At 71.9% G+C, this 25,201-nt stretch carries 24 protein-coding genes and 1 pseudogene; 10 read left to right on the top strand and 15 right to left on the bottom strand.

Features of this window, described 5'->3' with window-relative positions; translation table 11 throughout:
* Positions 1 to 8: 8 nt before the first annotated feature.
* Positions 9 to 1,019, bottom strand: a complete 1,011-nt coding sequence (gene panC, locus ACIRSU_RS19565; protein ID WP_403793716.1) for a pantoate--beta-alanine ligase — start codon at positions 1,017 to 1,019, stop codon at positions 9 to 11.
* On the bottom strand, positions 1,016 to 1,966 hold the full coding sequence (locus ACIRSU_RS19570) for a Rossmann-like and DUF2520 domain-containing protein (RefSeq protein WP_403793717.1): 951 nt from the start codon (positions 1,964 to 1,966) through the stop codon (positions 1,016 to 1,018). The genes panC and ACIRSU_RS19570 overlap by 4 nt, the downstream gene beginning before the upstream one ends.
* 164 nt (positions 1,967 to 2,130) lie before the next feature.
* Here ACIRSU_RS19570 and ACIRSU_RS19575 point away from each other — a divergent pair, with 164 nt between their 5' ends.
* Positions 2,131 to 3,360, top strand: coding sequence for a threonine aldolase family protein (locus ACIRSU_RS19575; protein WP_403793718.1), 1,230 nt, complete (start codon positions 2,131 to 2,133; stop codon positions 3,358 to 3,360).
* Between the two features lie 173 nt (positions 3,361 to 3,533).
* On the opposite strand, the pseudogene ACIRSU_RS19580 reads toward ACIRSU_RS19575, so the two are convergent.
* From ACIRSU_RS19580 to ACIRSU_RS19590, 3 genes and pseudogenes are all read right to left on the bottom strand, one after another.
* Positions 3,534 to 4,168, bottom strand: a pseudogene (locus ACIRSU_RS19580) (AAA family ATPase).
* A 1-nt stretch (position 4,169) separates the two neighbouring features.
* A complete protein-coding gene (locus ACIRSU_RS19585; protein WP_403793720.1) occupies positions 4,170 to 4,844 on the bottom strand; it encodes a response regulator in 675 nt (224 codons plus the stop codon).
* 18 nt (positions 4,845 to 4,862) lie between these two features.
* Positions 4,863 to 6,065 (bottom strand): sensor histidine kinase, encoded by a 1,203-nt coding sequence (locus ACIRSU_RS19590; protein ID WP_403793722.1) that lies wholly within the window; start codon positions 6,063 to 6,065, stop codon positions 4,863 to 4,865.
* A 187-nt stretch (positions 6,066 to 6,252) separates the two neighbouring features.
* Between ACIRSU_RS19590 and ACIRSU_RS19595 the strand changes: the two genes are divergently transcribed.
* Positions 6,253 to 7,269: an SAM-dependent methyltransferase gene (locus ACIRSU_RS19595; RefSeq protein WP_403794868.1), complete on the top strand. Its 1,017-nt coding sequence runs from the start codon at positions 6,253 to 6,255 to the stop codon at positions 7,267 to 7,269.
* 5 nt (positions 7,270 to 7,274) lie between these two features.
* Positions 7,275 to 8,417: an NADH-quinone oxidoreductase subunit D gene (locus ACIRSU_RS19600; RefSeq protein ID WP_403793724.1), complete on the top strand. Its 1,143-nt coding sequence runs from the start codon at positions 7,275 to 7,277 to the stop codon at positions 8,415 to 8,417.
* A gap of 89 nt (positions 8,418 to 8,506) precedes the next feature.
* Here ACIRSU_RS19600 and ACIRSU_RS19605 read toward each other — a convergent pair whose 3' ends face one another.
* The 4 genes from ACIRSU_RS19605 to ACIRSU_RS19620 all read right to left on the bottom strand — a co-directional run bounded on the left by ACIRSU_RS19605 (position 8,507) and on the right by ACIRSU_RS19620 (position 12,106).
* The gene (locus tag ACIRSU_RS19605; protein WP_403793726.1) at positions 8,507 to 9,571 is read right to left on the bottom strand and encodes a hypothetical protein; all 1,065 of its coding nucleotides are present in this window, start codon (positions 9,569 to 9,571) and stop codon (positions 8,507 to 8,509) included.
* A gap of 131 nt (positions 9,572 to 9,702) precedes the next feature.
* Positions 9,703 to 10,701, bottom strand: a complete 999-nt coding sequence (locus tag ACIRSU_RS19610) for an ABC transporter substrate-binding protein (RefSeq protein ID WP_403793727.1) — start codon at positions 10,699 to 10,701, stop codon at positions 9,703 to 9,705.
* Positions 10,702 to 10,734: 33 nt separating this feature from the next.
* Complete coding sequence (locus ACIRSU_RS19615) at positions 10,735 to 11,400, bottom strand: ABC transporter permease (RefSeq protein WP_403793729.1); 666 nt, start codon at positions 11,398 to 11,400, stop codon at positions 10,735 to 10,737.
* A gap of 1 nt (position 11,401) precedes the next feature.
* Positions 11,402 to 12,106: an ABC transporter permease gene (locus tag ACIRSU_RS19620; protein WP_403793730.1), complete on the bottom strand. Its 705-nt coding sequence runs from the start codon at positions 12,104 to 12,106 to the stop codon at positions 11,402 to 11,404.
* A gap of 155 nt (positions 12,107 to 12,261) precedes the next feature.
* Here ACIRSU_RS19620 and ACIRSU_RS19625 point away from each other — a divergent pair, with 155 nt between their 5' ends.
* Positions 12,262 to 13,263 (top strand): ABC transporter ATP-binding protein, encoded by a 1,002-nt coding sequence (locus tag ACIRSU_RS19625; protein ID WP_403793732.1) that lies wholly within the window; start codon positions 12,262 to 12,264, stop codon positions 13,261 to 13,263.
* Here ACIRSU_RS19625 and ACIRSU_RS19630 read toward each other — a convergent pair.
* Complete coding sequence (locus ACIRSU_RS19630; protein WP_403793734.1) at positions 13,250 to 14,365, bottom strand: alpha/beta hydrolase; 1,116 nt, start codon at positions 14,363 to 14,365, stop codon at positions 13,250 to 13,252. The genes ACIRSU_RS19625 and ACIRSU_RS19630 overlap by 14 nt on opposite strands.
* A 174-nt stretch (positions 14,366 to 14,539) precedes the next feature.
* On the opposite strand from ACIRSU_RS19630, the gene ACIRSU_RS19635 reads away from it, so the two are divergent.
* The 6 genes from ACIRSU_RS19635 (at position 14,540) to ACIRSU_RS19660 (ending at position 19,429) form a co-directional block, all read left to right on the top strand.
* Positions 14,540 to 16,390, top strand: coding sequence for a phosphatidylglycerol lysyltransferase domain-containing protein (locus ACIRSU_RS19635; RefSeq protein WP_403793736.1), 1,851 nt, complete (start codon positions 14,540 to 14,542; stop codon positions 16,388 to 16,390).
* A gap of 65 nt (positions 16,391 to 16,455) precedes the next feature.
* Positions 16,456 to 17,319 carry a dihydropteroate synthase gene (gene folP, locus ACIRSU_RS19640; RefSeq protein WP_403793738.1) on the top strand — a complete coding sequence of 288 codons (864 nt, stop codon included), beginning with the start codon at positions 16,456 to 16,458 and terminating at the stop codon, positions 17,317 to 17,319.
* On the top strand, positions 17,316 to 17,798 hold the full coding sequence (locus ACIRSU_RS19645; protein WP_403793740.1) for a nuclear transport factor 2 family protein: 483 nt from the start codon (positions 17,316 to 17,318) through the stop codon (positions 17,796 to 17,798). The genes folP and ACIRSU_RS19645 overlap by 4 nt, the downstream gene beginning before the upstream one ends.
* 133 nt (positions 17,799 to 17,931) lie before the next feature.
* A complete protein-coding gene (gene folB, locus ACIRSU_RS19650; RefSeq protein ID WP_403793742.1) occupies positions 17,932 to 18,291 on the top strand; it encodes a dihydroneopterin aldolase in 360 nt (119 codons plus the stop codon).
* Entirely contained in the window at positions 18,288 to 18,887 is a 600-nt protein-coding gene (gene folK / locus ACIRSU_RS19655) for a 2-amino-4-hydroxy-6-hydroxymethyldihydropteridine diphosphokinase (RefSeq protein ID WP_403793743.1), read from the top strand. The genes folB and folK overlap by 4 nt, the downstream gene beginning before the upstream one ends.
* A gap of 50 nt (positions 18,888 to 18,937) precedes the next feature.
* Positions 18,938 to 19,429 (top strand): DUF3180 domain-containing protein, encoded by a 492-nt coding sequence (locus ACIRSU_RS19660; protein ID WP_403793745.1) that lies wholly within the window; start codon positions 18,938 to 18,940, stop codon positions 19,427 to 19,429.
* Between the two features lie 14 nt (positions 19,430 to 19,443).
* Here ACIRSU_RS19660 and ACIRSU_RS19665 read toward each other — a convergent pair whose 3' ends face one another.
* The 5 genes from ACIRSU_RS19665 to tilS form a co-directional block, all read right to left on the bottom strand.
* Positions 19,444 to 20,463 carry a hypothetical protein gene (locus ACIRSU_RS19665; RefSeq protein ID WP_403793747.1) on the bottom strand — a complete coding sequence of 340 codons (1,020 nt, stop codon included), beginning with the start codon at positions 20,461 to 20,463 and terminating at the stop codon, positions 19,444 to 19,446.
* 38 nt (positions 20,464 to 20,501) lie between these two features.
* A complete protein-coding gene (gene folE, locus ACIRSU_RS19670; RefSeq protein WP_403793749.1) occupies positions 20,502 to 21,107 on the bottom strand; it encodes a GTP cyclohydrolase I FolE in 606 nt (201 codons plus the stop codon).
* A 111-nt stretch (positions 21,108 to 21,218) separates the two neighbouring features.
* Positions 21,219 to 23,243, bottom strand: coding sequence for an ATP-dependent zinc metalloprotease FtsH (ftsH, locus tag ACIRSU_RS19675; protein WP_403793751.1), 2,025 nt, complete (start codon positions 23,241 to 23,243; stop codon positions 21,219 to 21,221).
* A gap of 187 nt (positions 23,244 to 23,430) precedes the next feature.
* Entirely contained in the window at positions 23,431 to 23,970 is a 540-nt protein-coding gene (gene hpt / locus ACIRSU_RS19680) for a hypoxanthine phosphoribosyltransferase (protein WP_403794870.1), read from the bottom strand.
* A 50-nt stretch (positions 23,971 to 24,020) separates the two neighbouring features.
* Positions 24,021 to 25,076: a tRNA lysidine(34) synthetase TilS gene (tilS, locus tag ACIRSU_RS19685; RefSeq protein WP_403793753.1), complete on the bottom strand. Its 1,056-nt coding sequence runs from the start codon at positions 25,074 to 25,076 to the stop codon at positions 24,021 to 24,023.
* Between the last annotated feature and the right edge of the window lie 125 nt (positions 25,077 to 25,201).

The following is a 25,201-nucleotide window of genomic DNA, read 5'->3' on the forward strand; positions in this document are numbered from 1 at the left end:
AACTCCGATCACTTCGTGGCTCCGAAGGTCAGGGGGATGTTGTCGATGAGCCGCGTGGTCCCCACCCGCGCGGCGACGGCGAGGATCGCCTCGCCCTCGTGTCCGTCGGCGACGTCCGTGAAGTCGGCCGGGTCGACCAGGGCCAGGTAGTCCAGGGTGAGCGGCGGCTCGGCCTTCCCCGCGTCGTCGAGCACCGCGAGGGCCGCGGCCCGTACGGCGTCGGCGCCACCGGCCTCGGCGGCCTGGGCGATCGCGTGGGCGTCGGCGGCGGCGCGGGCCTCGCCGAGCCGGGACAGCGCCTCGGCGCGGGTCTCGCCCCGCCCCTGGGCGCCGGGCAGCGACTCCGCGCGGGCACGCAGCGCCTCCTGGGCGGCGAGCCGGTCGCGGGCCGCGAACAGCGCGCGGGACAGCGCGAGGGCCGTACGGCGCTCCCCGGCCGACAGGTAGCGGTTGCGGCTGGACAGGGCGAGGCCGTCGGCCTCGCGGACCGTCGGCACGCCGACGATCTCGACCGGGAAGTTCAGGTCGCGGACCATCCGGCGGATCAGGGCCAGCTGCTGGGCGTCCTTCTGGCCGAAGAAGGCCAGGTCGGGCGCGGTGAGGTGGAGGAGCTTGGCGACGACGGTGAGCATGCCGTCGAAGTGGCCGGGCCGGGATGCGCCCTCAAGGCGCTCGCCCATGGGGCCCGCGGTGATCCGCACCTGCGGCTCCCCGCCCGGGTAGACCTCGTCGACGGCCGGGGCGAAGACGGCGTCGGCGCCGGCCTCCTCGGCGAGGGCCAGGTCGGCGTCCAGGGTGCGCGGATAGCGGTCGAGGTCCTCGCCCGCGCCGAACTGCAGCGGGTTGACGAAGACGGTGACGACGACGGTGCCGTCGGCGCCGACCCGCTCGCGGGCGGTCCGGACCAGGGTGGCGTGCCCGTCGTGGAGGGCGCCCATGGTCATGACCACGGCGCGGCGGCCCTCGCCCCCCTTCAGGGAGCGGAGCTCGGCGGCCGTACGGACCGGGGTGAGAGTCATCGGTGGTCGTCCTTCTCGGCGAGCACGCCCAACAGGTCCTCGGCCAGCTCGGGCTTGAGCAGGCCGTGCGCGAGCGCCCGGTCGGCGGTGGCGCGGGCCATCGCGAGATAGCCGGCGACGGTGCCGGGCGCGTGCTTGTGCAGCTCGGCGACGTGCGCGGCGACGGTGCCCGCGTCGCCGCGGGCGACCGGCCCGGTGAGGGCCGCGTCGCCGGACCGCAGCGCGTTGTCCAGGGCCGCGCCGAGCAGCGGGCCGAGCATCCGGTCCGGGGCGGCGACGCCGGCCGATCGCAGCAGCTCCATGGCCTGGGCCACCAGGGTGACCAGGTGGTTCGCGCCGAGGGCGAGGGCCGCGTGGTAGAGCGGCCGGTTCTCCTCGGCGATCCACTCGGGCTCGCCGCCCATCTCGATCACCAGGGCCTCCGCGGCCAGCCGCAGCTCCTCGGGCGCGGTGACGCCGAAGGAGCAGCCGGCGAGCCGCTGGACGTCCACGGAGGTGCCGGTGAAGGTCATGGCCGGGTGCAGCGCGAGCGGCAGCGCGCCGGCGCGCCGGGCCGGGTCGAGGACCCGCACCCCGTACCGCCCCGAGGTGTGCACCAGGAGCTGGCCGGGCCGCACGGCGCCGGTCTCGGCGAGGCCCTCGACGAGACCGGGCAGGGCGTCGTCGGGGACGGTGAGCAGGACCAGGTCCGCCAGCGCGAGCACCTGGGCCGGCTCGACGACGGGCACGTCGGGGAGCAGGGCCGCGGCGCGGCGGCGGGAGGCGTCGGAGACCGCCGAGACGGCGACCGGGCGGTGTCCGGCGAGCTGGAGGGCGGCGGCGAGGGCGGGACCCACGCGGCCGGCGCCGACGACTCCGACGGTGAGCCGGGCGGGGCGGTCCTCGGCGCGGTCCGCGTGCCGGGGGTGCGCCGTGGGCTCGGCGGGCTCGGGTGGTGGTGCGTTCACTGTTCGGATCGGCCTTCCGTTCCAGTCCGCGGGGGGTACCGGACGATTTCTGGTCATGCTACGCCAGCGTTTCGACGCCATCCCGCGGGCTGTCCACAGGGTGTGGGTGGCGGTATGACGATCGGACCGGGGGTGGGGATATCTCCGTGGAGGGGGAGTCGTCCATGGCCCATGATCGGGCCATGGACATGGAACAGCAGGGCGCCGAGGAGCACGTGCGGGAGCAGCGGGACGATCAGAGGGAGGGTCCGGAGCAGGAGCTGCCTGCCCGGGTCCACCGGGCCCGGGTGTGGGGCGGGGCGGCGCGCAAGCTGCAGGACGCCTCGCCGGACGGCACCGTCGCCGCGCGGCTGCGCGAGCTGGCCGACTGGGCCGCGGCCACGCCGTACGCGGACCAGCCGGTCGACACGTACGGCGACCTGGTCGTCGAGGAGCTGGAACGGCGGGTCGCGGCGGAGCTGGGCTTCCCGGCCGCCGCCTTCTTCCCCACCGGCACCATGGCCCAGCAGGTCGCGTTGCGCAGCTGGGCCGGCCGCACCGGCAACGCGGTCGTCGCGCTGCACCCGCTCGCCCATCCGGAGGGCCACGAGAGCGACGCCTTCGGCACCGTGAGCGGGCTGCGCACGATCCACCCCACGGGCGAGCCCCGGCTGCCCACGGCCGACGAGGTGCGCGACCTCCCGGAGCCGTTCGGGGCGCTGATGGTGGAGCTGCCGCTGCGCGAGGCGGGCTTCGTCCTGCCCACGTGGGACGAGCTCGTCGACGTCGTCGAGGCGGCCCGGGAGCGGGACGCGGTGGTCCACTTCGACGGGGCCCGGCTGTGGGAGTGCACGACCCACTTCGGCCGGAGCCTGCCGGAGATCGCGGGCCTCGCGGACAGCGTGTACGTGTCGTTCTACAAGTCGCTGGGCGGCATGTCCGGTGCGGTCCTGGCCGGCCCCGAGGAGCTGGTGGCGGAGGCCAAGCTGTGGCGCCACCGGTACGGCGGCCAGATCTTCTCGCAGTACCCGGCGGCCCTCTCCGCCCTGCGCGGCCTGGACACGGAGCTGCCCGCGCTGCCCTCGTACGTGGCGCACGCGCGCGTCGTCGCGGACGCGCTGCGCGAGGCCTTCACGGAGGCGGGCGTCGGCTGGTTCCGGGTCCACCCCGGGATACCCCACACCCACCAGTTCCAGGTCTGGCTCCCCTACGACCCCGACACCCTCACCGCAGCCGCCCTCTCCCTCGCCGAGGACACCGGGACCACCCTCTTCCGCCGCTGGTTCCCCGCCCCCGTGGGCGGCCCGCCGGGCATGGCGATGACGGAGGTGACGGTGGGCGCGCCGGGGCTGGAGTGGACGAAGGAGGACGTGAAGGAGGCGACGCGGGAGTTCCTGTCGCGGATTCCGGACTGAGCCCGGAGGGACGGGGAGTCGCCCCCGAGGTCTCCCGCCACCTCTCCGTCCTGAAGAAGGCCGGACCGCTCACCACCCGGCGCCGGGGTCGCTGTGTGCTGCACCAGCGGGACTTCTCCGTGGTCGCCCGGCTCGGCAGCGACTTCCTGGAGCCGGTGCCGAGGTGGCCGACGTCAGTCGAAGCGGATGTGGGAGAGCCCGATCCGCACGCGGCGCAGCCGGTGGCGCAGCGGGCCGTCCGTGTTCGGGGCGATCCGCAGGCCGGCGAGTCCGGCGATCCGGTCGGCGACCTCGGGGACCGTCAGCTCGTCCGTACGGATGTGGTCGGCGAACTCCGGGCCGGCCAGGGCGGCCAGGCAGCCGTCCAGCTTCCGCACGGCGAAGCTCTCCCGCTTCAGCCCGCGCCCGAGGCCCCGCTCGGTGAGCCGCCGCAGCACCGTCTCGCGCTCCGCGAGCAGCGCGAAGTGACGCACCCGGGCCTCGCCGTGCGCGTCGCGCAGGCGGCCGACGATCTCGGCGAAGTAGGCGGGCTCGACGAGGGTCATGGGCACGAGCACCGGGCCGTCGTGCCGCCGCAGCGCCGGGTCCAGGACCTCGTACACGCCCTGCCGCCAGGCCGGCAGGTCCTGGCGGCATCTATCAGCGGCCTCCGGCCGCGGGCACCGCGCAGCTCCGCCGGCAGGGTGCGGTGCAGGCCGAAGCCGATGTGTTCCGGGTCGCAGACGACACTGCCCGGCAGGCGGCGCCGCAGCTCGTACGCGGTCTGGGTCTTGCCGCCGCCGAACGGCCCGTTGATCCAGAGCAGCACGTCAGCGCCCGCCGCCCGCCCGCACAAGCCCGGTCTCGTACGCGAGGACCACGACCTGCACCCGGTCGCGCAGGCCCAGCTTGGTGAGGATGCGGCCCACGTGCGTCTTCACGGTCGCCTCGGACAGCACGAGCCGGGCCGCGATCTCGCCGTTCGACAGGCCCTGTGCGACCAGGAGCATGACCTCGCGCTCGCGCTCGGTCAGCTTGTCGACCGCGCTGTCGGCGGATCGCTCCCGGCCCGTCGACGGCAGCATCGGCGAGAAGCGGTCGAGCAGGCGGCGGGTGGTGGACGGGGCCACCACCGCGTCGCCGCTGTGCACCGAGCGGATCGCGCCGAGCAGCTCGCCCGGCGGCACGTCCTTCAGCATGAAGCCGCTGGCGCCCGCCTTCAGCCCGGAGAACGCGTACTCGTCGAGGTCGAAGGTGGTCAGGATCAGCACCTTCGGCGCGTCCGGCTCGGCGCAGATCCGGCGCGTCGTCTCCACCCCGTCCAGCTTGGGCATGCGCACGTCCATCAGGACCACGTCGACCTCCGCGGACCGCAGGACCTGCAGCGCCTCCACACCGTCACCGGCCTCCGCCACGACCTCCATGTCCGGCTGGGCGGCGAGCACCATGCGGAAACCGGTGCGCAGCAGCGCCTGGTCGTCGACGAGCATCACGCGGATGGACATGGAGATCCTTAAAGGTCGTCAGTGAGCGGTCTTGAGGGGGAGCAGAGCGCTGATGCGGAAGCCGCCGCCGGGGCGCGGACCGGCGTCCAGGGTGCCGCCGACCATGCCGACCCGCTCCCGCATGCCGATCAGGCCGTGACCGCGGCCGTCGGCGCCGCCGTCCTCGTACATCTCCTGCGGCGCCCCGCGTCCGTCGTCCTCGACGAGCAGCCCGAGGCCGTCGTCGAAGTAGACGAGCCGCACGCTCGCGCCCGCGTCGGGGCCGCCGTGCTTGCGCGTGTTGGTGAGGGCTTCCTGCACGATCCGGTACGCCGTGAGCTCGACGCCGCTGGGCAGCGGGCGCGGATTGCCCTCGATCTTGAAGTCGATCGCGAGGCCGGTGCCGCGGACCTGCTCGACCAGGTCCTCGATCTGCTTGACGTCCGGCTGGGGCACGTACTCCCCCGCCTCCTGGTGCTCACCGGTGCGCAGGATGCCGAGCAGCCGCCGCATCTCGGCGAGCGCCTGCCGGCCGGTGGAGGAGATGGTCTCCAGGGCCTGCTTGGCGGTCTCCGGCGAGGAGTCCATGACGTACGCGGCGCCGTCCGCCTGCACCACCATCACCGACACGTTGTGGGCGACGACGTCGTGCAGCTCGCGGGCGATCCGGGCCCGCTCGGCGGCGACGGCGACCTTGGCCTGCGCCTCGCGCTCCTTCTCCAGGCGCGAGGCCCGCTCTTCCAGCTGCGCGAAGTAGGCGCGGCGGGTGCGCACGGAGTCGCCGAGGACCCAGGCGAGCGCGAACGGCACGGTCATGATGACGACGAAGAAGACGGTGCCGGCGGAGGTGTGCGACGCCTCCACCGGCCAGCGCAGCTGGGACAGCAAGGCCGCGCTCAGCCCGCCGGCGAGCGCGAGCCGGGAGGCCCAGCGGGGGCCGTCGTGCGCCGCGACCGTGTAGATGATCACGAGCATCGCGAAGTCGGGCATGAACGGGACGATCCCCAGCGCCAGCTGGACGAGCCCGAGCACGACCGCGAGCAGCAGCATCTTCTCCGGCATGCGCCGGCGCAACGCGACGACCAGCGAGAACAGCGCGGCCACGACGCCGTACACGAGCGGCTGGCCGATCCTCGGGGCGGACGTGTCCACCCAGAGCGCGGACATCCCGAAGAGGACGACGGCCCAGAAGGTGTCGACGCCTGTCGGGTGTCTGCGGAGGAAGTCGTAGAGACGCTGCACACAGCAAAGCGTAGGGAAGAGAGATAGGTGCAGGGGTCAACCGTGGGTCCCATCCTTCCGCTACGGCACCTACTCCCCAAGGTGGAGACTGGGGCACGTGACGGACGACGAGACGGACGAGGCAGCGGCCGGGACGCCGGGCGGGACGCCCGACGGGGCGGGTGAGTGGCAGGGGTGGCGGGCCGCCATGGAGCGCGCCCTGTACGGCCCCGACGGCTTCTTCCTGCGCCCCGAGGGCCCCGCCGGCCACTTCCGTACGTCGGTGCACGCCTCCCCGCTCTTCGCCGGCGCCGTCGCCCGGCTGCTCGCCACGATCGCCGAGGAGCTGGACACGGACGAGGTCGACTTCATTGACGTCGGCGCCGGACGCGGCGAGCTGATCACCGGCGTGCTCGCCGCCGCGCCGCCGGGGCTGCGGATCCGGGCGTACGGGGTCGAGCGGGCCGGCCGGCCGGACGGCCTGGACCCGCGGATCACCTGGACCGACCGGATCCCGGAGGGCGGGGTGCGCGGGCTGCTCTTCGCCAACGAGTGGCTCGACAACGTGCCGGTCGACATCGCGATGGTCGACGAGGACGGGACCGTCCGGTACGTGCTGGTGCGCGCCGACGGTACGGAACGGCCTGGCGCGCTCGTCACCGGCGCCGACGCCGCGTGGCTGGACCGCTGGTGGCCGCTGCGCGAACCGGGCGAGCGCGCCGAGATCGGCCGTCCCCGGGACGCCGCCTGGGCCGCGGCCGTCGGCTCCCTCGCGGCGGGCACGGCGATCGCCGTCGACTACGCCCACCTGCGCGCCGCCCGTCCCCCCTTCGGCACCCTCACCGCCTTCCGCGCCGGCCGCGAGCTCCCCCCGGCCCCCGACGGCAGCCGCGACCTGACCGCTCATGTGGCCCTGGACGCCTGCGCGGCCGCCGTGCCGTCCGTCGACACCGAGCTGCGCACCCAGCGCGAGGCGCTGCACGGGCTCGGCGTGACCGGCACCCGCCCGCCGCTCTCCCTCGCCTCGACGGACCCGGCCGGCTACGTCCGCGCGCTCGCCGCGGCGGGCGAGGCAGCGGAGCTGACCGCGGCGGGCGGGCTCGGCGACTTCCTATGGCTCGTCCAGCGGGTGCCGGGGGCCCGCGAGGCGCGTGGGGCCCATGAGGCGCAGGGTGCCCAAGGGGTCCCGGGGGTCCCGGGCGATTCCGGGCACGGGGGATACTGAGCGGCATGACGGAGACGACGGTCGGCATCGGCGGCGCGGCGGAGAGCACCGACATGGTGCTGAACATCGGGCCGCAGCATCCCTCCACGCACGGAGTGCTCCGGCTGAAGCTGGTGCTCGACGGCGAGGTGGTGCGCGAGGCCGAGCCGGTCATCGGATACATGCACCGCGGGGCCGAGAAGCTGTTCGAGGCGCGGGACTACCGGCAGATCATCATGCTGGCCAACCGGCACGACTGGCTGTCCGCGTTCTCCAACGAGCTCGGCGTGGTCATGGCCGTCGAGCGGATGCTGGGCATGGAGGTGCCGGAGCGGGCCGTGTGGACGCGGACGCTGCTCGCCGAGCTGAACCGGGTCCTCAACCACCTGATGTTCCTCGGCTCGTACCCGCTCGAACTGGGCGGTATCACCCCGGTCTTCCATGCCTTCCGCGAGCGCGAGGAGCTCCAGGCCGCGATGGAGGAGGTCTCCGGCGGCCGCATGCACTACATGTTCAACCGGGTCGGCGGCCTCAAGGAGGACCTGCCGGCGGGCTGGCTGGGACGGGCGCGGCAGGCCGTCGCGGACGTGCGGTCGCGGATGGACGTGTACGACCGGCTGGTGCTCGGCAACGAGATCTTCCGCGGCCGGACCCGCGGGGTCGGGGTGCTGCGCCCGGAGACCGTGCACGCGTACGGGGTGTCGGGGCCGATCGCCCGCGCCTCCGGCGTCGACTTCGACCTGCGCCGGGACGAGCCGTACCTCGCGTACGGGGAGCTGGCGGACGTGCTGCGGGTGGTGACCCGGTCGGAGGGCGACTGCCTGGCCCGCTTCGAGTGCCTGCTCGACCAGACGCACAACTCGCTTGACCTGGCCGACGCCTGCCTGGACCGGCTCGACCAGCTGCCGCAGGGGCCGATCAACCAGCGCCTGCCGAAGGTCCTCAAGGCGCCGGAGGGCCACACCTACGCCTGGACCGAGAACCCCCTCGGCATCAACGGCTACTACCTCGTCTCCAAGGGCGAGAAGACCCCGTACCGGCTCAAGCTGCGCTCGGCGTCGTACAACAACATCCAGGCGCTGGTCGAGCTGCTGCCGGGGACGCTGGTCGCGGACATGGTGGCGATCCTGGGGTCGATGTTCTTCGTCGTCGGCGACATCGACAAGTAGGCACCCGAAGCAGACACCTGAGGCGGGCATCTACGCGGAAGGCGCCGACGGACCGTGGTCCGCCGGCGCCTTCGCCGTACGTGGTGCGGTTACGAGTTGACCGCGCCGCGCAGCTCCGTCACGTCCAGCTGCTCGGTCTCGTCGTGCGCCGTCAGGTCGATGACCTGGCCGATCGCCCGCTGCCCGGCCGGGCGCCGCTCGGCGGCCTCCGCGGCCTCCGCGAGGACCTCCTCGCCGACGACGTCGGCGAGGTCGGTGTTCTGCACGGCCTCGATCGCGGCCGCCGCCTTCTTCGCGCCGGCGCCCGCGTGCGTGCCGAAGTAGTCGAAACCGCCGGCGGGGCGCGGAACGGGGCGGCGGGCGGCGTACGGGACGATCGCGGCGGCGGCGGGCACGGTGCGCAGGCCCACGGTCCGGGCGTGCTGCTCGGCCGGGGTCGGTGCGGCCTTCGGCTCGACGGCCTCGGCCCCGGCCCCTGCCTCGGCCCTGGCCTCGGGCTCGGCTGTCTCGGGCTCGGCTGTCTCGGGCTCGGCCGTCGGCGCCTCGGGCTCCGTCTCCGCCTCCGCCTCGGCCTCCGCGTGCTGCTGCTCCGCGCGGGCCTCCAGGTTGCGCAGCGCCTCCGCGGCCCTGCGGTACGCCTCCGGGGTCGGCGTGGAGCCGGCCGGGGGCAGCGCCTTGGCCGGGGAGGCGGTGGCCGAGCTGCTCTCCAGGGCGAGGACGCGGCGGCCTTCCAGGGCGCTGGCGCGTTCGGTCTCGGCGGTGGCGTAGCGGCGCAGCAGGTCGGCGTGCTCGCTGCGCAGGCCGGCCAGCTCCACGCGCTTGGCGCGGAGCTTGGCGTCGAGGCGGGTGCGCAGCTCGCGCGACTCCTCCAGGTCGGCCTCGAGCTCGGCGATCCGTTCGTCGTGCTTCCACTGGTCGGCGGTGCGGGCCCGGGTCAGCTCGGCGACCTGGCGGCCGGCGCTCCGGTCCCAACTGCGCATGAGGACGGCGCCGGTGACGGCGGCGGCCGCCGTGGCGGCGACGAGCAGCCGCAGCACCACGGCGTCACCGATCAGCCAGGCGCCCGCGGCACAGACGACCGAAGCCCCGGCGACCGCGGAGGGCGGCAGGAGCTTGTGCAGGGGTGGGGAATGGCGGTGACGTCCACGTGGCATGGCCTGAAATTTACCGTGCGTAGGCGCCGTATGGGGGGCCGCCCCGGCAATCTGTTGGCGAGTTCTCGCCGTAGCCGGCCCGGGCCGTCCCCTTTCCCGGCCGGGCCCGGCCGACTCTCCTTGTCCGGCGCCTACTTCTTGAGCAGCCCCTTCGACTCCAGATAGCTCTTGGCGACGTCCTCGGGCTTCGCACGCTCGGCGTCCACCTTGCGGTTCAGTTCGGCGAGATCCGCCGTCGTGAGGACCTTGGTGATCTTGTCGAGGGCGGCGGCTATCTGCGGCGATCCGGCGTCCTTGGCATTGACGACGGGCAGCACGTTGTCGGCGTTCTGGAGCTTCTTGTCGTCGGTGAGGAAGACAAGTCCGAAGGAGTCGACGGTGGCGTCCGTGGTGGTGGTGAGGACGAGGTGGTCGACCCCGTCCTTGACGGCCTGCTTGGCCTGCGGGGTGCCGACTCCCTTGGGATCGACACCGGCGACGTCGATGCCGTAGGTCTTCTTCAGACCCGGCGCGCAGAAGGGCCGTATCGCGCATTCGTCACCGGCCGCGATCTTCACCTTCAGCTTGGCGCGGCCGAGATCGGAAAGCGTGCTCAGCTTGTTCTTCTCCGCGAATTCCCGGCTCACGGCGAAGGCGTTCTGGTCGACGGCCCCGCCGACCGCGAGCACCTTCAGTCCGCGCGGCTCGGCGAGCTTCTTCAGGGCTTCGGTGGTGGCGGCCGGGTCTCCGGAGGCGACCGGCTTCTCCTCGGGCGCCTTCGGCCCGTTCACCTTCGCGTTGAGGAATTCCGCGAGCGTCGCCGCGTATTCCGGTACGACGTCGATCTCGCCCTTCTCCAGGGACGGTTCGTAGAGCTCGCGATTCTGCACCGTGGTGACGCTCGCGTCGTATCCGGCGTCGTCGAGGAGCTGCGCGTACAGCTCGGCGAGGACCTTCGACTCGGTGAAGGACGCGGCGCCGACGACGATCGAGCCCTTGCTGCCGCCGCCGCTGCCGCCGGTCGCCGCCGAGCCGCCGTCCTTCGACTTCTCCAGGCTGTCGCCGCCGCAGGCGGTCAGGGACACCGTCAGGGCCGCGAGGCCCAGTACCGCACCCGCGATGCGCGAGTTCCTGCTCACAAGATCACCCATTTCGTTGTTCGACGTCGTTCCGGCGGGCGGGGGTCACCGCGGTGCCCGGTGGCCCAGGAGCCGGTCGGCGGCCACCAGCAGCGCCTCCACGAGGAGCGCGAGCAGGGCCACGAGCAGGGCTCCGGCGACCACCTGCGGTGTGTTGTACGTACTGAAGCCGGCCGTGATGATCCGGCCGAGGCCGCCCTGGCCGGCCATCGCGGCGATGGTCGCGGTGGCGACCACCTGCACGGCGGCCGAGCGCAGACCGGTCATCAGCATCGGCCGCGCGAGGGGCAGTTCGACCCCGCGGAAGAGCTGCCCGCCGCTCATGCCCATGCCGCGGGCAGCCTCGACGACCGCGCGGTCCACCTCCCGTACGCCCACATAGGCGTGGGTGAGCAGCGGCGGTATCGCGAACAGGACGAGCGCGATCACCGTCGGTATGTCACCGGCGTTGCGCAGCGGCGACACCATGAACAGGGCGAGTACCGCGAAGACGGGCACGGCCCGGCCGGCGTTGGAGACGTTGACCGCGAGCGCGCCGCCCCTGCCGAGGTGCCCGAGCCACAGGCCCAGCGGCAGCGCGACGGCACAGGCGAGCAGCAGCGCCGCCCCGCTCACGTACAGGTGCTCGGCGAGCCGGTGCCACACACCGCTCTCGCCCGACCAGTGGGCGCCGGTGGTCAGCCACGTCCAGGTGTCCGCGAAGAAGCCCATCTCACGCACCCCCGCCCGCCGGCGCCCAGCCGCCCGCCGCCCGTATCCGCGTCCAGGGCGTCAGGAGCCGCTGGAGTCCGAGGAGCAGCAGGTCGGCGGTGACCGCGAGCAGCACGCACAGCACCGCGGCGGTGAGCACCTGCGCCTTGAAGAACGAGGGCAGCGCGTCCTCGATGAGATTGCCGAGGCCACCGCGGCCGACGAGCGAGCCGACGGTGGTGAGCGCGATCGTGGAGACCGTCGCCGTCCGTATGCCGGCCATCAACGCGGGCAGCGCCAGCGGCAGTTCGACCTCCCACAGCAGCCGCCCCGGCCCGTACCCCATGCCCCGGGCCGCCTCCAGGGTCTCGGCGGGCACGGCCGCGAGCCCGGCCAGCACGCCGCGCACCAGGATCGTCAGCGAGTACAGCACCAGTCCGGTGACGACCAGCGCCGACGACAGCCCCAGGAAGGGCAGGAGCAGCGAGAACATCGCGAGCGAAGGGATCGTGTAGAGCAGGGTGGTGAGCCCGAGGACGGGTCCGGCGAGCCGCGGCCGGGCCCGCACGAGCAGCGCGAGCGGGAAGGCGACGACGATCCCGAGGAGCACCGACACGACGGTGATTCCCACATGCTGGATCGTGGCGTCGGTCAACTCCTGGGAGCGGGTGCGCAGATACTCCCCGCAGATCCAGTCGTTCGTCACCAGGCAGTTCGCCCCGGCCATGCGCATGCACCCCCCGTCGCCGCGCGCTCGTCGAACATCCGTCTGCGACCCTAACCTCCGCCACTGACAATCGCCGGGCTTCCCGCCGGAAGTGCCACCGTGTGGAAATACTTCCTTCACACATTGCGGGCCGCAAACGGTAAGAATGGGGAACCATGATCCGGTTCGAGCACGTGACCAAGCGGTACGCGGACGGCACCACGGCGGTCGACGACCTCTCCTTCGAGGTCGCCGAGGGAGAGCTGGTCACCCTGGTCGGACCGTCCGGCTGCGGCAAGACCACCACGATGAAGATGGTCAACCGGCTCGTCGAGCCCACCTCGGGCCGCGTCCTGCTCGGCGGCGAGGACGTCGCCGCAGTCGACCCGGTCCGGCTGCGCCGCACCATCGGCTACGTCATCCAGCAGGTCGGCCTCTTCCCCCACCGCACCGTCCTCGACAACACGGCCACCGTGCCCGCCCTGCTCGGCTGGAAGAAGGCGAAGGCCCGCGAGCGCGCCGCCGAACTCCTCGACCTGGTCGGCCTCGACCCCGCCGTCCACGGGCACCGCTACCCCGAGCAGCTCTCCGGCGGCCAGCGCCAGCGCGTCGGCGTGGCCCGCGCGCTCGCCGCCGACCCGCCCGTCCTCCTGATGGACGAGCCCTTCGGCGCCGTCGACCCCGTGGTCCGCGAACGGCTCCAGAGCGAGTTCCTGAACCTCCAGGCCACCGTCCGCAAGACGGTGCTGCTCGTCACCCACGACCTGGCCGAGGCGGTCCGGCTCGGCGACCGCATCGCCGTCTACGGGCAGGGCCGCATCGAGCAGTTCGACACCCCCGCCCGCGTGCTCGGCGCCCCCGCCACCCCGTACGTGGCCGACTTCGTCGGCGCGGACCGCGCGCTGCGCCGGCTCGCCGTCACCGCACTGGCCGAGGCCGAGCTCGACCCCGTACCCGAGCCCGTACCGCCGACGGCGCTCCCCCTGGACTCGTCCCTCCAGGAAGCGCTCGCCGCCCTCCTCCAGGACGACGCCGGCCGGATCGCGGTGCACGCACCCGGCGACCCGGCCCGGCTGCTCGGCTCGCTCACCGCCGACGGCGTCCACCGGGCCCTGCGCCGGGCGTCGAGGGAACTCGGCCCGGCGGAGCTCGGCCCGGCGGACCTCAGCTCGCGCTGAGCTTCCCGCTCATCCACACCAGGCCCGGCGGGATCTCCCGGTTCCAGGTGTTGAAGTTGTGGCCACCGCTGTCCAGGATGATCGAGGAGATCTGCGCCGGGGCCTTCACCTTCTTGATGAAGGCCATCGTCCCCTTCAGGTTCCCCTCGCCGTGCTTGGACGACGTCACCAGGAACGACGCGTCGCCCTGCGGCAGGTGGTCCAGGCTCCACAGCAGGTTCGCCCGCTGCCGCGCGGCCTCGTCGCCCTGGAACAGGTCGCCGGTCGTCACGTCGTCCGCCGCCTTGTAGTAGGCGGAGAAGCCCGCGGCCGCCGAGAACCGCTCCGGGTGGTGCATCACGATCTTCAGGGCGCAGTAGCCGCCCGTCGAGTTCCCCATGAAGCCCCAGTTCCGGGCCTTCGTGCCCACCCGGTAGGTGCCCGAGACCGCCTTCGGCAGATCCTCGGCGAAGAACGTCTCGGTCTGCGGGCCGCCCGGGATGTCCACGCACTCCGTGTCCCGCGGCGGCGCCACCGTCGGACGCAGCATCACCAGGATCATCGGCTGCATCCTGCCCGCCCTGGCCTGCTGGTACGCCGTCTTCGGATACCGCAGACCCTTCAGCAGGTTCTCCGCCGTCCCCGGATAGCCGGTGAGCACCACGGCCGCCGGGAACGTGGCCTTCGCGTACCGGGGCTGGAAGTACTCCGGCGGCAGATAGACGTACGCGGGCGACTCGATCTTCGACTTCGCACCGGCTATCACCACCTTCTGTATCTGCCCGCCGATCGTCGGCCGGCCGCCGCCCGGCACACCGTCGATCGCCTGCGTCCCCAGCACCTTCACGTCCTTGGAGCCGCCCGAGTGATCGAGCACCACACCCATGTCCTGCTCCTGGCCGAACAGGTCCGCCCACGAGCCGTAGAACTGGAAGGTGTTGTTCACCAGCAGGCCGACCGAGGCGAACAGGGCCAACTGGGTGGCGAGCAGCACACCGACCCGCCCCAGAACGGAACGCCAGCCGCCACGCGCCAGCCGCGGCCACAGCCAGATCGTGGCACCGAACAGCGCCACGGCCGCGACGACCGCCACCGCGAGAACAGAGTTGCTGGTGAGACCCATGAGACGCCCGAGCTTTCTTCCCTGATAATTCCCTGAGATTTCTCCTGCGGGCAGTGAACCCGCCCCATCGCTGCTCCGTCCTAGAAGGCGCAAACCTCCGGAACGGCCCGATACCAGCCGCGCGGCCCTCCGGATCAACGATCTCTCGCGGAACCACGGGAAGCACGGGAAGCGATGTCTGTCACGGTAGATGGGGACAAGTCCGGATCGGTTCCGGATCGTGTACGCCGGATTCTGCGCGGACCCCGACCCGAGAGGGTCCCGGCCCTCGTCGGCACGGCCTGCACGGTGATCGGCCTGGTCGACGTCGCCGCAGGAGTCCTCCCGCGGTTCCGCGCCAGCAAGATGCACGCCGCCGCCGAGGTCCTCCCCGGCACCCTCGGACCGCTCTCCGCGGCCCTCTCCCTCAGCGCCGGCGTCCTGCTGCTGCTGCTCGCCCACGGCCTCAAGCGCAACAAGCGCCGCGCCTGGCGCGCCGCCGTCGTCCTGCTGCCCCTCGGCGCCGCCGCCCAGCTCACCTGGCGCCACTCCGTCACCGGCGCCGTGCTCTCCCTGGTGCTGCTCACCCTGCTCGGCGTGCACCGCGACCAGTTCGCCGCCCTGCCCGACCCGCGCAGCCGCTGGCGAGCCCTCGCCAACTTCGTCCTCATGGGCGCCGGCTCCATCGCCCTCGGCCTCGTCATCGTCAGCGCCCACCCGCGCCGCGTCATCGGCAGCCCCAGCCTCACCGACCGCCTCGAACACGTCCTCTACGGCCTGTTCGGCGCCGAAGGCCCCGTCGACTACGCGGGCAACACCGGCTGGACCGTCGGCTACCAGCTCGGCGCCCTCGGCATGCTGACCGCCCTCACCACCATCTACCTCGCCTTCCGGCCCGAACACCCCGCCGCCCGGCTCACCGAGGACGACGAGGCCCGACTGCGCGACCTGCTCGCCAAGCACGGCGCCCGCGACTCCCTCGGCCACTTCGCGCTCCGCCGCGACAAGGGCGTCGTCTTCTCCCCCAGCGGCAAGGCCGCCGTCTGCTACCGCGTCGTCTCCGGCGTCATGCTCGCCAGCGGCGACCCCATCGGCGACGTCGAGGCCTGGCCCGGCGCCATCGAACGCTTCATGGACGAGGCCAAGGCCCACTCCTGGACCCCCGCCGTCATGGGCTGCTCCGAGACCGGCGGCCAGGTCTGGACCCGCGAGACCGGACTCGACGCCCTCGAACTCGGCGACGAGGCCATCGTCGACGTCGCCGACTTCTCCCTCTCCGGCCGCGCCATGCGCAACGTCCGCCAGATGGTCAAGCGCATCGAACGCAACGGCTACACCACCAAGGTCCGCCGCGTCAGCGACCTCAGCGACGGCGAACTGGAGCGGGTCCGCCGCGCCGCCGAGGACTGGCGCGGCACCGACACCGAGCGCGGCTTCTCCATGGCCCTCGGCCGCATCGGCGGCCCCGGCGACGGCGAAGCAGTGATAGCGACCGCCCACAAAGAGGACCCCGGTGATCCCACCGGCACCCACTCCCCCTACGGCGACCTGAAGGCGATCATCCACTTCGTCCCGTGGGGCAAGGACGGCATGTCCCTGGAACTCATGCGCCGCGACCGCAGCGCCGACCCCGGCATGAACGAGCTCCTCATCGTCGCCGCCCTGCAGAACGCCCCCCGCCTCGGCATCGAGCGGATCTCCCTCAACTTCGCCATGTTCCGCGCCGCCCTCGCCCGCGGCGAGAAGATCGGCGCAGGCCCCGTCCTGCGGATGTGGCGCGGACTGCTCGTCTTCCTCTCCCGCTGGTTCCAGATCGAGTCGCTCTACAAGTTCAACGCCAAGTTCCAGCCCCGCTGGGAACCCCGCTTCGTCGTCTACCGCAAGAGCGGCGACCTGCCCCGCATCGGCTTCGCCGCCATGCAGGCCGAGGGCTTCGTGAACCTCTCCCTGCCCCGGCCCTTCAGCCGCCGCCGGCGCACCGCCGAACCCCACCCCTGCGGCCACATCGTCCCCGCCCAGACGGAGCACGAGGCCCACGCCGCCTGACCGCCGCCTGACCACCGCCTGAGCCCGTAGGGCCCGGCGGGGCGGCCGGGCCCTACGCTGGAGACATGAGTACGACGATCGACCGGGGCACGGCGCTCGGCCTGCCGGAGTGGGACCGCTGCGCGGTCATGGGCGTGGTCAACGTGACCCCCGACTCCTTCTCCGACGGCGGCCGCTGGTTCGACACCACGGCCGCCGTCAAACACGGCCTCGACCTCGTCGCCGAAGGCGCCGACCTCGTCGACGTCGGCGGCGAGTCCACCCGCCCCGGCGCCAGCCGCGTCGACGAGGACGAGGAACTCCGCCGCGTCATCCCCGTCGTCCGCGGCCTCGCCGCCGAAGGCGTCACCGTCTCCGTCGACACCATGCGCGCCACCGTCGCCGCCCAGGCCGTCGCCGCCGGCGCCCACCTCGTCAACGACGTCAGCGGCGGCCTCGCCGACCCACAGATGGTCCCCGCCGTCGCCGCCGCCGAAGTCCCCTTCGTCGTCATGCACTGGCGCGGCTTCAGCGACAACATGAACAGCCTCGCCGTCTACGACGACGTCGTCGGCGAAGTCGTCCGCGAACTCCGCACCCGCATGGAAGCCGTCATCGACGGCGGCATGGCCCCCGAACGCCTCGTCGTCGACCCCGGCCTCGGCTTCGCCAAACTCGCCCCCCACGACCTCGCACTCGTCGCCCACCTCCCCGAGCTCCGCGCCCTCGGCCGGCCACTCCTCGTCGCCGCCTCCCGCAAACGCTTCCTCGGCCACGTCCTCACCCGCGAACCCGGCGCCACCCCGCCCCCCGCCCGCGAACGCGACGCCGCCACCGCCGCCGTCTCCGCCCTCGCCGCCCACGCAGGCGCCTGGGCCGTCCGCGTCCACGAGGTCCGCGCCACCGCCGACGCCGTACGAGTCGCCAGAGCCGTCGAAGGAGCCAGGTGACCGCCTCCCGCCCCGGCCCCCACCCCCGCGACACCGACCGGGCCGCCGTCGAAGCCGCCAACACCGCCTTCTACGAAGCGATGGAACAGGGCGACTTCGACACCATCACCGAACTCTGGCTCGACGACGGCGCCACCCCCGTCTCCTGCGTCCACCCCGGCTGGCCCGTCCTCAGCGGCCGCGGCGACGTCCTCCGCTCGTACGCCCTGATCATGGCGAACACCGACTACATCCAGTTCTTCCTCACCGACGTCGAGATCTCGCTCGCCGACGACGTGGCGGTCGTCACGTGCACCGAGAACATCCTCAGCGGCGGACCCGCCGAGGACGGCGCCGAGCTCGGCCCCCTCGTCGGCCAGCTCGTCGTCGCCACGAACGTGTTCCGCCGCACGTCGGAGGGGTGGAAGGTGTGGTCCCACCACGGCTCCCCCGTCATCCCCGAGAACAACGACGGCGACGACAACGACAACACCGACTGAGCCACCCGCCCCCGGCACACCCCCCGGGCGCCGACCCGGCTGTCAGACCCCGCAGGTAGATTCGATGACGGACACCCGGCCGTCCGCATCCGGCTGCGTGGCCACCCGAACTACGACAGCAGGAGTGATTCGCGTGGATCGTGTCGCGCTGCGCGGCCTCAAGGCCCGAGGACACCACGGCGTCTTCCCCAAGGAACGCGAGGAAGGCCAGACCTTCATCGTCGACCTCACCCTCGGCCTCGACACCCGCGCCGCCGCCGCCTCCGACGACCTGACGAAGACCGTCCACTACGGCGTCGTCGCCGAAGAGGTCGTCGACGTCGTCCAGGGCGAGCCCGTCGACCTCATCGAAACGCTCGCCGAGCGCATCGCCCAACAGTGCCTCAAGCACGCCGGCGTCCAGGAGGTCGAAGTCGTCGTCCACAAGCCGGACGCGCCCATCACCGTCCCCTTCGACGACGTGACCATCACCATCACCCGGAGCCGCGCATGAAGCCCCAGCACAGCGACCCCACCGTGCAGCCCGTCCCCGCCGCGGTCACCGCGGCCGTCGACGCGGCCGACACCACCCTCTCCAACCCCAAATGGGCCGTCCTCGCCCTCGGCGCCAACCTCGGCAACCGCCTGGAAAACCTCCAGGGCGCCGTAGACGCCCTCGGCGACACCCCCGGCCTCCGCGTCAAGGCCGTCTCCCCCGTCTACGAGACCGAGCCCTGGGGCGTCGACCCCGGCACCCAGCCCTCGTACCTCAACGCCGTCGTCCTCGTGAAGACCACGCTGCCGCCCTCCTCCCTCCTGGAGCGGGCCCACGCCGTCGAAGAAGCCTTCCTCCGCATCCGCGAGGAGCGCTGGGGCGCCCGCACCATCGACGTCGACATCATCACGTACGCCGACGTCATCTCCGACGACCCCGTCCTCACCCTCCCCCACCCCCGCGCCCACCAGCGCGCCTTCGTCCTCGCCCCCTGGCACGACATCGACCCCGAGGCCGCCCTCCCCGGCCACGGCGCCGTCGCCGACCTGCTCGCCGCCCTCGGCCGCGACGGCCTCACGGCACGGGCCGACCTGGAACTCCGGCTGCCCGAGTAGTCGTTAGTCTCGACGGAGACCGCCCACCCACACGCGACGAAGGACACCCGGTGAAACAACTGCGGCTCAAGGTGCTCGCCGGACTGTTCCTCGCCGCGGGCGTCCTCTCCTGGGGCGCCGCCCGCCTCTGGGACGCGCTCGGCACGCTCCCCAGCGTGCCGCTCGCCGCCCCCATCGTGCTCGCGGTCATCGCCGCCGTCCTCGCCGCCACGGCCCTCTCGCTGCGCGCCCGCCTCAAGGCCCAGCGCGAGCGCCGCCCCGGCGCCAAGGGCGTCGAACCCCTCATGGCCGCCCGCGCCGTCGTCTTCGGCCAGGCCAGCGCCCTCGTCGCCGCCCTCGTCGCCGGCATGTACGGCGGCACCGGCGTCTTCCTCCTCGGCTCCCTCGACATCCCCGCCCGCCGTGACCAGGCCATCTACGCCGGCTTCGCGGTCCTCGCAGGCATCGCCGTCATCGCCGCAGCCCTCTTCCTCGAACGCGTCTGCAAACTCCCCGAAGACACCGACCACCACAACGGCCAGGGCCACGCCCCGGTCTCCTGACCGCTGCCCGCCTCTTACCAGGGCTCGCGCACCAGATGCCCGTTCACCAGGAACGTGGGGTGCGGGGACAGCCGGTAGCTGTAGAAGGTGAAGGGCTTGGCACCGAGGGCGGGGCGGGGGCGGACCTCGCGGACCCGGACCCAGGAGGACTCGGGCGGGGCGGTGGGGTGGTGCTCGGGGGTGAAGGTGCCGCGGCTCTGCCAACGGTCCGACACGCAGAGTTTGGAAATGCTCTTTGTCGCCGGGGTGAACTGCGCTCCGATGATCGGGGCGATCTCGGCCAGGAACGGGACGTTGGCGCTCGCGATCACGCGCCCCCGCCACTGCTTGAGGCGGTGGCCATCGCCTTCGATGTATCCGTCGAGGAACCCACTGAACGTATCGATGTCACGAAGCACCACCCGCGGAAAGCGCTGCCGCATGTGGTGGGCGTCTCCGCCCACGTAGTGCCTCATCGCATCGGAGAGCAACGAGGAGACCACACGGACCCGAAAGCCCGGCAGGTCCCGCTTCAGATAACCGGAGGGCCGGGTCACGGCTTCCAGCCGTGCAGGGAGCCCTGTGCAGGCCGCCAGAGCGGCCGCATACCGGGCCGCGAACTCCTCCTCGTTCACGACCAGCGATACGTAGTTCTTGCCGACCGTGCCGTCGGCACAGGTGGCGCCCACGAAGTACCCGAACTCGTGCCCCGGCCGAATAGTGAACCGCTCCCGGCACAGCTTGCGCGCCGGTGTCCAGGCGATCATCGCCCCCGACGCGTCCCACGCGGGCAGCCAGCCGTCCGACGTGGCCAGCAGCAGATCCGGACTGGCGGTGAAGGTCATGTGGTCCGTGACCACATCGACGGCCTCACGTCCCTTGACCGCCGTCACCCGTGTGACCGTGGTCTGCGCCGTCCGGTCGCCGTCCAGCGTCCACATCGCGCTGCCCGGAACCACGTTCTTGGCCTGCGCGCAGCCGTCCACCAGATTGACCAGCATCTTGCTGGTCGGTCCGTACCCCATACCGCCCCCTTGATCAGCGATCAACTCCACTGATCGGGACGGTATGGAGCACAGCAGACAGTCCGCTACTAACGGGCCAATATCAGGGACATAGCCTCGGCACGTGTAGTAGCGTCACGAAGTTGGCCACGTACCGCCGAGGTCGTCGTCTTCGCGCCCGGCTTACGGATGCCGCGCAGCGACATGCACATGTGCTCGGCCTCGATCACGACGATCGCACCCCGCGCGTCGAGGATCTTCATCAGCGAATCGGCGACCTGGGTCGTCAGCCGCTCCTGCACCTGCGGACGCCGTGCAAAGACGTCGACGAGTCGGGCCAGCTTGGACAGGCCCGTGATCTTGCCGCTCTCCGCAGGGATGTAGCCCACGTGCGCTACACCATGGAACGGGAGCAAATGATGTTCGCAGAAGCTAACGAGCTCAATATCCTTCACGAGGACCATTTCGTCGTGCCCGAGGTCAAAAGTCGTGGTCAGGACATCCTCTGGCTCCTGACGCATCCCCGACAGGAGTTCGCGATATGCACGTGCAACGCGTGCAGGCGTCTCCCTCAGTCCCTCGCGGTCCGGGTCCTCACCGACCGCGATGAGGAGCTCCCGTACGGCGTTCTCGGCGCGCTTCTCGTCGAAAACGCCGATCGTGCCCTCGCCGTCCAGCGTCACCGGGTCGGTCATCTGTGCCTCGTTCCGTCTGTCTGACTTGGCGCGAAAAGAGCCGCGCCCCCACAGGCTAGAACCTGTGGGGGCGCGGCTTCCATTCCGGTACCCGTCCGGGATCCGTGGAGCCTACGGCTCCGGGGTGTCCTCCGGGGCGATCTCGAGCGACTTGGTGGTGTCGACCGGGGTCGTGGCGGCCGAGGAGCCGTTGGCGCTGTTGGTCAGGGCCAGCTCCTTCGGGGAGAGGACCGGCGGGCGGGTGGACGGGGTGCGGCGGGCCGAGCCGGTCCAGGCCGGGCGGGCCGGGCGCTTGACGATGGGGGCGAAGATCTCGGCGATCTCCTCCTTGCCCAGGGTCTCCTTCTCGAGGAGCGCCAGGACCAGGTTGTCGAGGACGTCACGGTTCTCGACGAGGATCTCCCACGCCTCGTTGTGCGCGGTCTCGATGAGCTTCTTGACCTCTTCGTCGACCAGCGCGGCGACCTCTTCCGAGTAGTCGCGCTGATGCGCCATCTCGCGGCCGAGGAAGGGCTCGGTGTTGTCGCCGCCGAACTTGATGGCGCCGAGCCGCTCGGTCATGCCGTACTGGGTGACCATCGCGCGGGCCGTGGCGGTGGCCTTCTCGATGTCGTTGGCGGCGCCGGTGGTCGGGTCGTGGAAGACCAGTTCCTCGGCGGCGCGCCCGCCCAGCATGTAGGCGAGCTGGTCGAGCATCTCGTTGCGGGTGGTCGAGTACTTGTCCTCGTCGGGCAGGACCATGGTGTAGCCGAGGGCCCGGCCGCGGGACAGGATGGTGATCTTGTGGACCGGGTCGGAGTTCGGCGAGGCCGCCGCGACCAGGGCGTGGCCGCCCTCGTGGTACGCGGTGATCTTCTTTTCCTTGTCCGACATGATCCGGGTCCGCTTCTGCGGACCGGCGACGACGCGGTCGATGGCCTCGTCGAGCGCCTTGTTGTCGATCAGCTTCTTGTCCGAGCGGGCGGTGAGGAGCGCCGCCTCGTTGAGGACGTTGGAGAGGTCGGCACCGGTGAAGCCGGGGGTGCGGCGGGCGACGGCGCCGAGGTCGACGTCCGGGGCGACCGGCTTGCCCTTCTGGTGGACCTTGAGGATCTCCAGGCGGCCCTGCATGTCCGGGCGGTCGACGGCGATCTGCCGGTCGAATCGGCCGGGGCGCAGGAGGGCGGGGTCGAGGATGTCGGGCCGGTTGGTGGCGGCGATCAGGATGACGCCGCCCTTCACGTCGAAGCCGTCCATCTCGACGAGCAGCTGGTTGAGGGTCTGCTCGCGCTCGTCGTGTCCGCCGCCGAGGCCGGCGCCGCGGTGGCGGCCGACCGCGTCGATCTCGTCGACGAAGACGATGGCCGGGGCGTTGGCCTTGGCCTGCTCGAAGAGGTCGCGGACGCGGCTGGCGCCGACGCCGACGAACATCTCGACGAAGTCGGAGCCGGAGATCGAGTAGAACGGCACTCCGGCCTCGCCGGCGACGGCGCGGGCGAGGAGGGTCTTGCCGGTTCCGGGCGGGCCGTAGAGCAGCACGCCCTTGGGGATCTTGGCGCCGACGGCCTGGAACTTGGCCGGCTCCTGGAGGAATTCCTTGATCTCGTGGAGTTCCTCGACGGCCTCGTCCGAGCCCGCGACGTCGGCGAAGGTCGTCTTGGGGGTGTCCTTGGTGATGAGCTTGGCCTTGGACTTCCCGAAGTTCATGACGCGGGAGCCGCCGCCCTGCATCTGGTTCATCAGGAAGAGGAAGACGACCACGATGAGGACGAAGGGCAGCAGGGAGAGCAGGACCGAGATGAAGGGGGACTGCTTGGTCGGGGAGACGGTGTAGCCGCCCTCGATCTGTCCCGCCTCGAACTTCTCCTGCAGCTTGTCGGCCAGGTCGGCGCCCTGGGTGCCGATGTAGCTGGCCTGGACCTTGCCGCTCTTGTCGATCTTCTGGCCGTCGACAAGCGTGATCTTGACGACCTGCTCGTCACCGGTGGTGAGCTGTGCGGATTTGACCTGGTTCTTGTCGATCGCCTGGACGACCTTGCCGGTGTCCACCGTCTTGTAGCCCTCGGACGAGCCGACAACCTGCATCAGCACGACCACGGCGAGGACGGCCAGCACGATCCACATGACCGGCCCACGGAAGTATCGCTTCACGTCCATCCATACGGGGCGCGCTAGTCGCCCCGTCCCTCCTGCCCGTAGGTGAGTGCTGCTGTGAGTAGCTGCGGTGTGAAAAAGCTGTTCTTCGGACGGTACCCCAGCATGGGCGCCCGCGGCCGTCCTCCCTCGCTTCTGCTTGGTTCAACGGAGGGAGAGCGGCGCGGGTTCCCCTGCGGAAAAGAGGTCCTCAGCCGCCGTAGACGTGCGGGGCGAGGGTGCCGACGAAGGGGAGATTGCGGTACTTCTCGGCGTAGTCCAGGCCGTATCCCACGACGAACTCGTTGGGGATGTCGAAGCCGATCCACTTGACGTCGATGGCGACCTTGGCGGCCTCCGGCTTGCGCAGGAGGGTGACGACCTCGAGGGAGGCCGGCTCGCGGGAGCCGAGGTTGGACAGGAGCCACGACAGGGTCAGGCCCGAGTCGATGATGTCCTCGACGATCAGGACGTGGCGGCCCTTGATGTCGGTGTCGAGGTCCTTGAGGATGCGGACCACGCCGGAGGACTGGGTGCCGGCGCCGTAGGAGGAGACGGCCATCCAGTCCATGGTGACGGGGTTGGACAGGGCGCGTGCCAGGTCCGCCATCACCATCACGGCGCCCTTGAGGACGCCCACGATGAGCAGGTCCTTGCCCGCGTACTCCGCGTCGATCTTCGCGGCGAGCTCGGCGAGCTTCGCGTCGATCTCTTCCTTGGTGATGAGCACCGACTGGAGGTCGGTGCCCATGTCCTTCTCGTTCACCCGGGTCACTTTCGTTGCAGCTTGCGACTTTGCGGTCAGCCTTGCCGAATGACCAGTCTGCCACCCTGCCGCAGTGCCTCGACGCGTCCGGGCAGGTTGATGGCTCCCTGGCCGCGCCAGCCGGTGACGAGCCGGTCGACTTCTTCGATGTGGCGGGCGAAGAGGGAGCCGGCCGGGGCGCCCTCGGCGATGACGGCGCGGCGCAGGACGCGGCGGCGTACGGCGGGGGGCAGGCCGAAGAGCTTGGCGCATTCGAGGCGGCCGGCTTCGTCGCGTACGGCGGTCTCGACGTCGGCGGCCCAGGCGTCGAGGGCGTCGGCGTCGTCGCGGGAGAGCTGGGCCGTTCGGGCGAGGGCTTCGACGACGCCTTTGCCGAGGGCTTTCTCGAGGGCGGGGAGGCCTTCGTGGCGGAGCCGGCTGCGGGTGTAGGCGGGGTCGGCGTTGTGGGGGTCGTCCCAGACGGCGAGTTCCTGGGCGATGCAGGCCTTGCGTACGGTCTGGCGGTCGAGCTCCAGGAAGGGGCGGCGGTAGCGGCCGGCGGTGCCGGAGACGGCGGCCATGCCGGAGAGGCTGCGGATGCCGGAGCCGCGGGCGAGGCCGAGGAGGACGGTCTCGGCCTGGTCGTCGCGGGTGTGGCCGAGGAGGACGGCGGTGGCGCCGTGGCGTTCGGCGGCGGCGTCGAGGGCGGCGTAGCGGGCGTCGCGGGCGGCGGCTTCGGGTCCGCCGTCGCGTCCGACGGTGACGGCGACGGCTTCGACGGGGTCGAGGCCGAGGGCGGTCATGCGGTCGGCGACTTCGCGGGCGCGTTGGTCGGAGCCGTGCTGGAGGCCGTGGTCGACGGTGATGCCGCCGGCGCGCAGGGGGAGCTTGCGGGCTTCGAAGGCGAGTGCGGAGGCGAGTGCCATGGAGTCGGCGCCGCCGGAGCAGGCGACGAGCACCAGGGGCTGGGTGCCGGTGGGTGTGCCGGGGCGCTGGGGGGAGCGCTCGTCGGGGTGCTCGGCGGGGTGCTGGGGGGTGTGTTCGGTGAGGACGTCGTGGAGTACGCGGCGGACCGCCAGGCGTATCGCCGCGACCGCAGGATGGGGACCCATGTCCGGTGCCCTTCGTGGAGAGAGTGGGGTGCCTCGGTCGGAGTCTTAACGGTCGGAAGTGGGGGTTCGGTCACTCAGAGTGCGTCGATGGTGACAGAACCTGGCCGTTACCCGAGCATTGCACG

Origin of the sequence: Streptomyces sp. NPDC101160, assembly GCF_044768205.1 — a bacterium.
GTDB lineage: Bacteria > Actinomycetota > Actinomycetes > Streptomycetales > Streptomycetaceae > Streptomyces.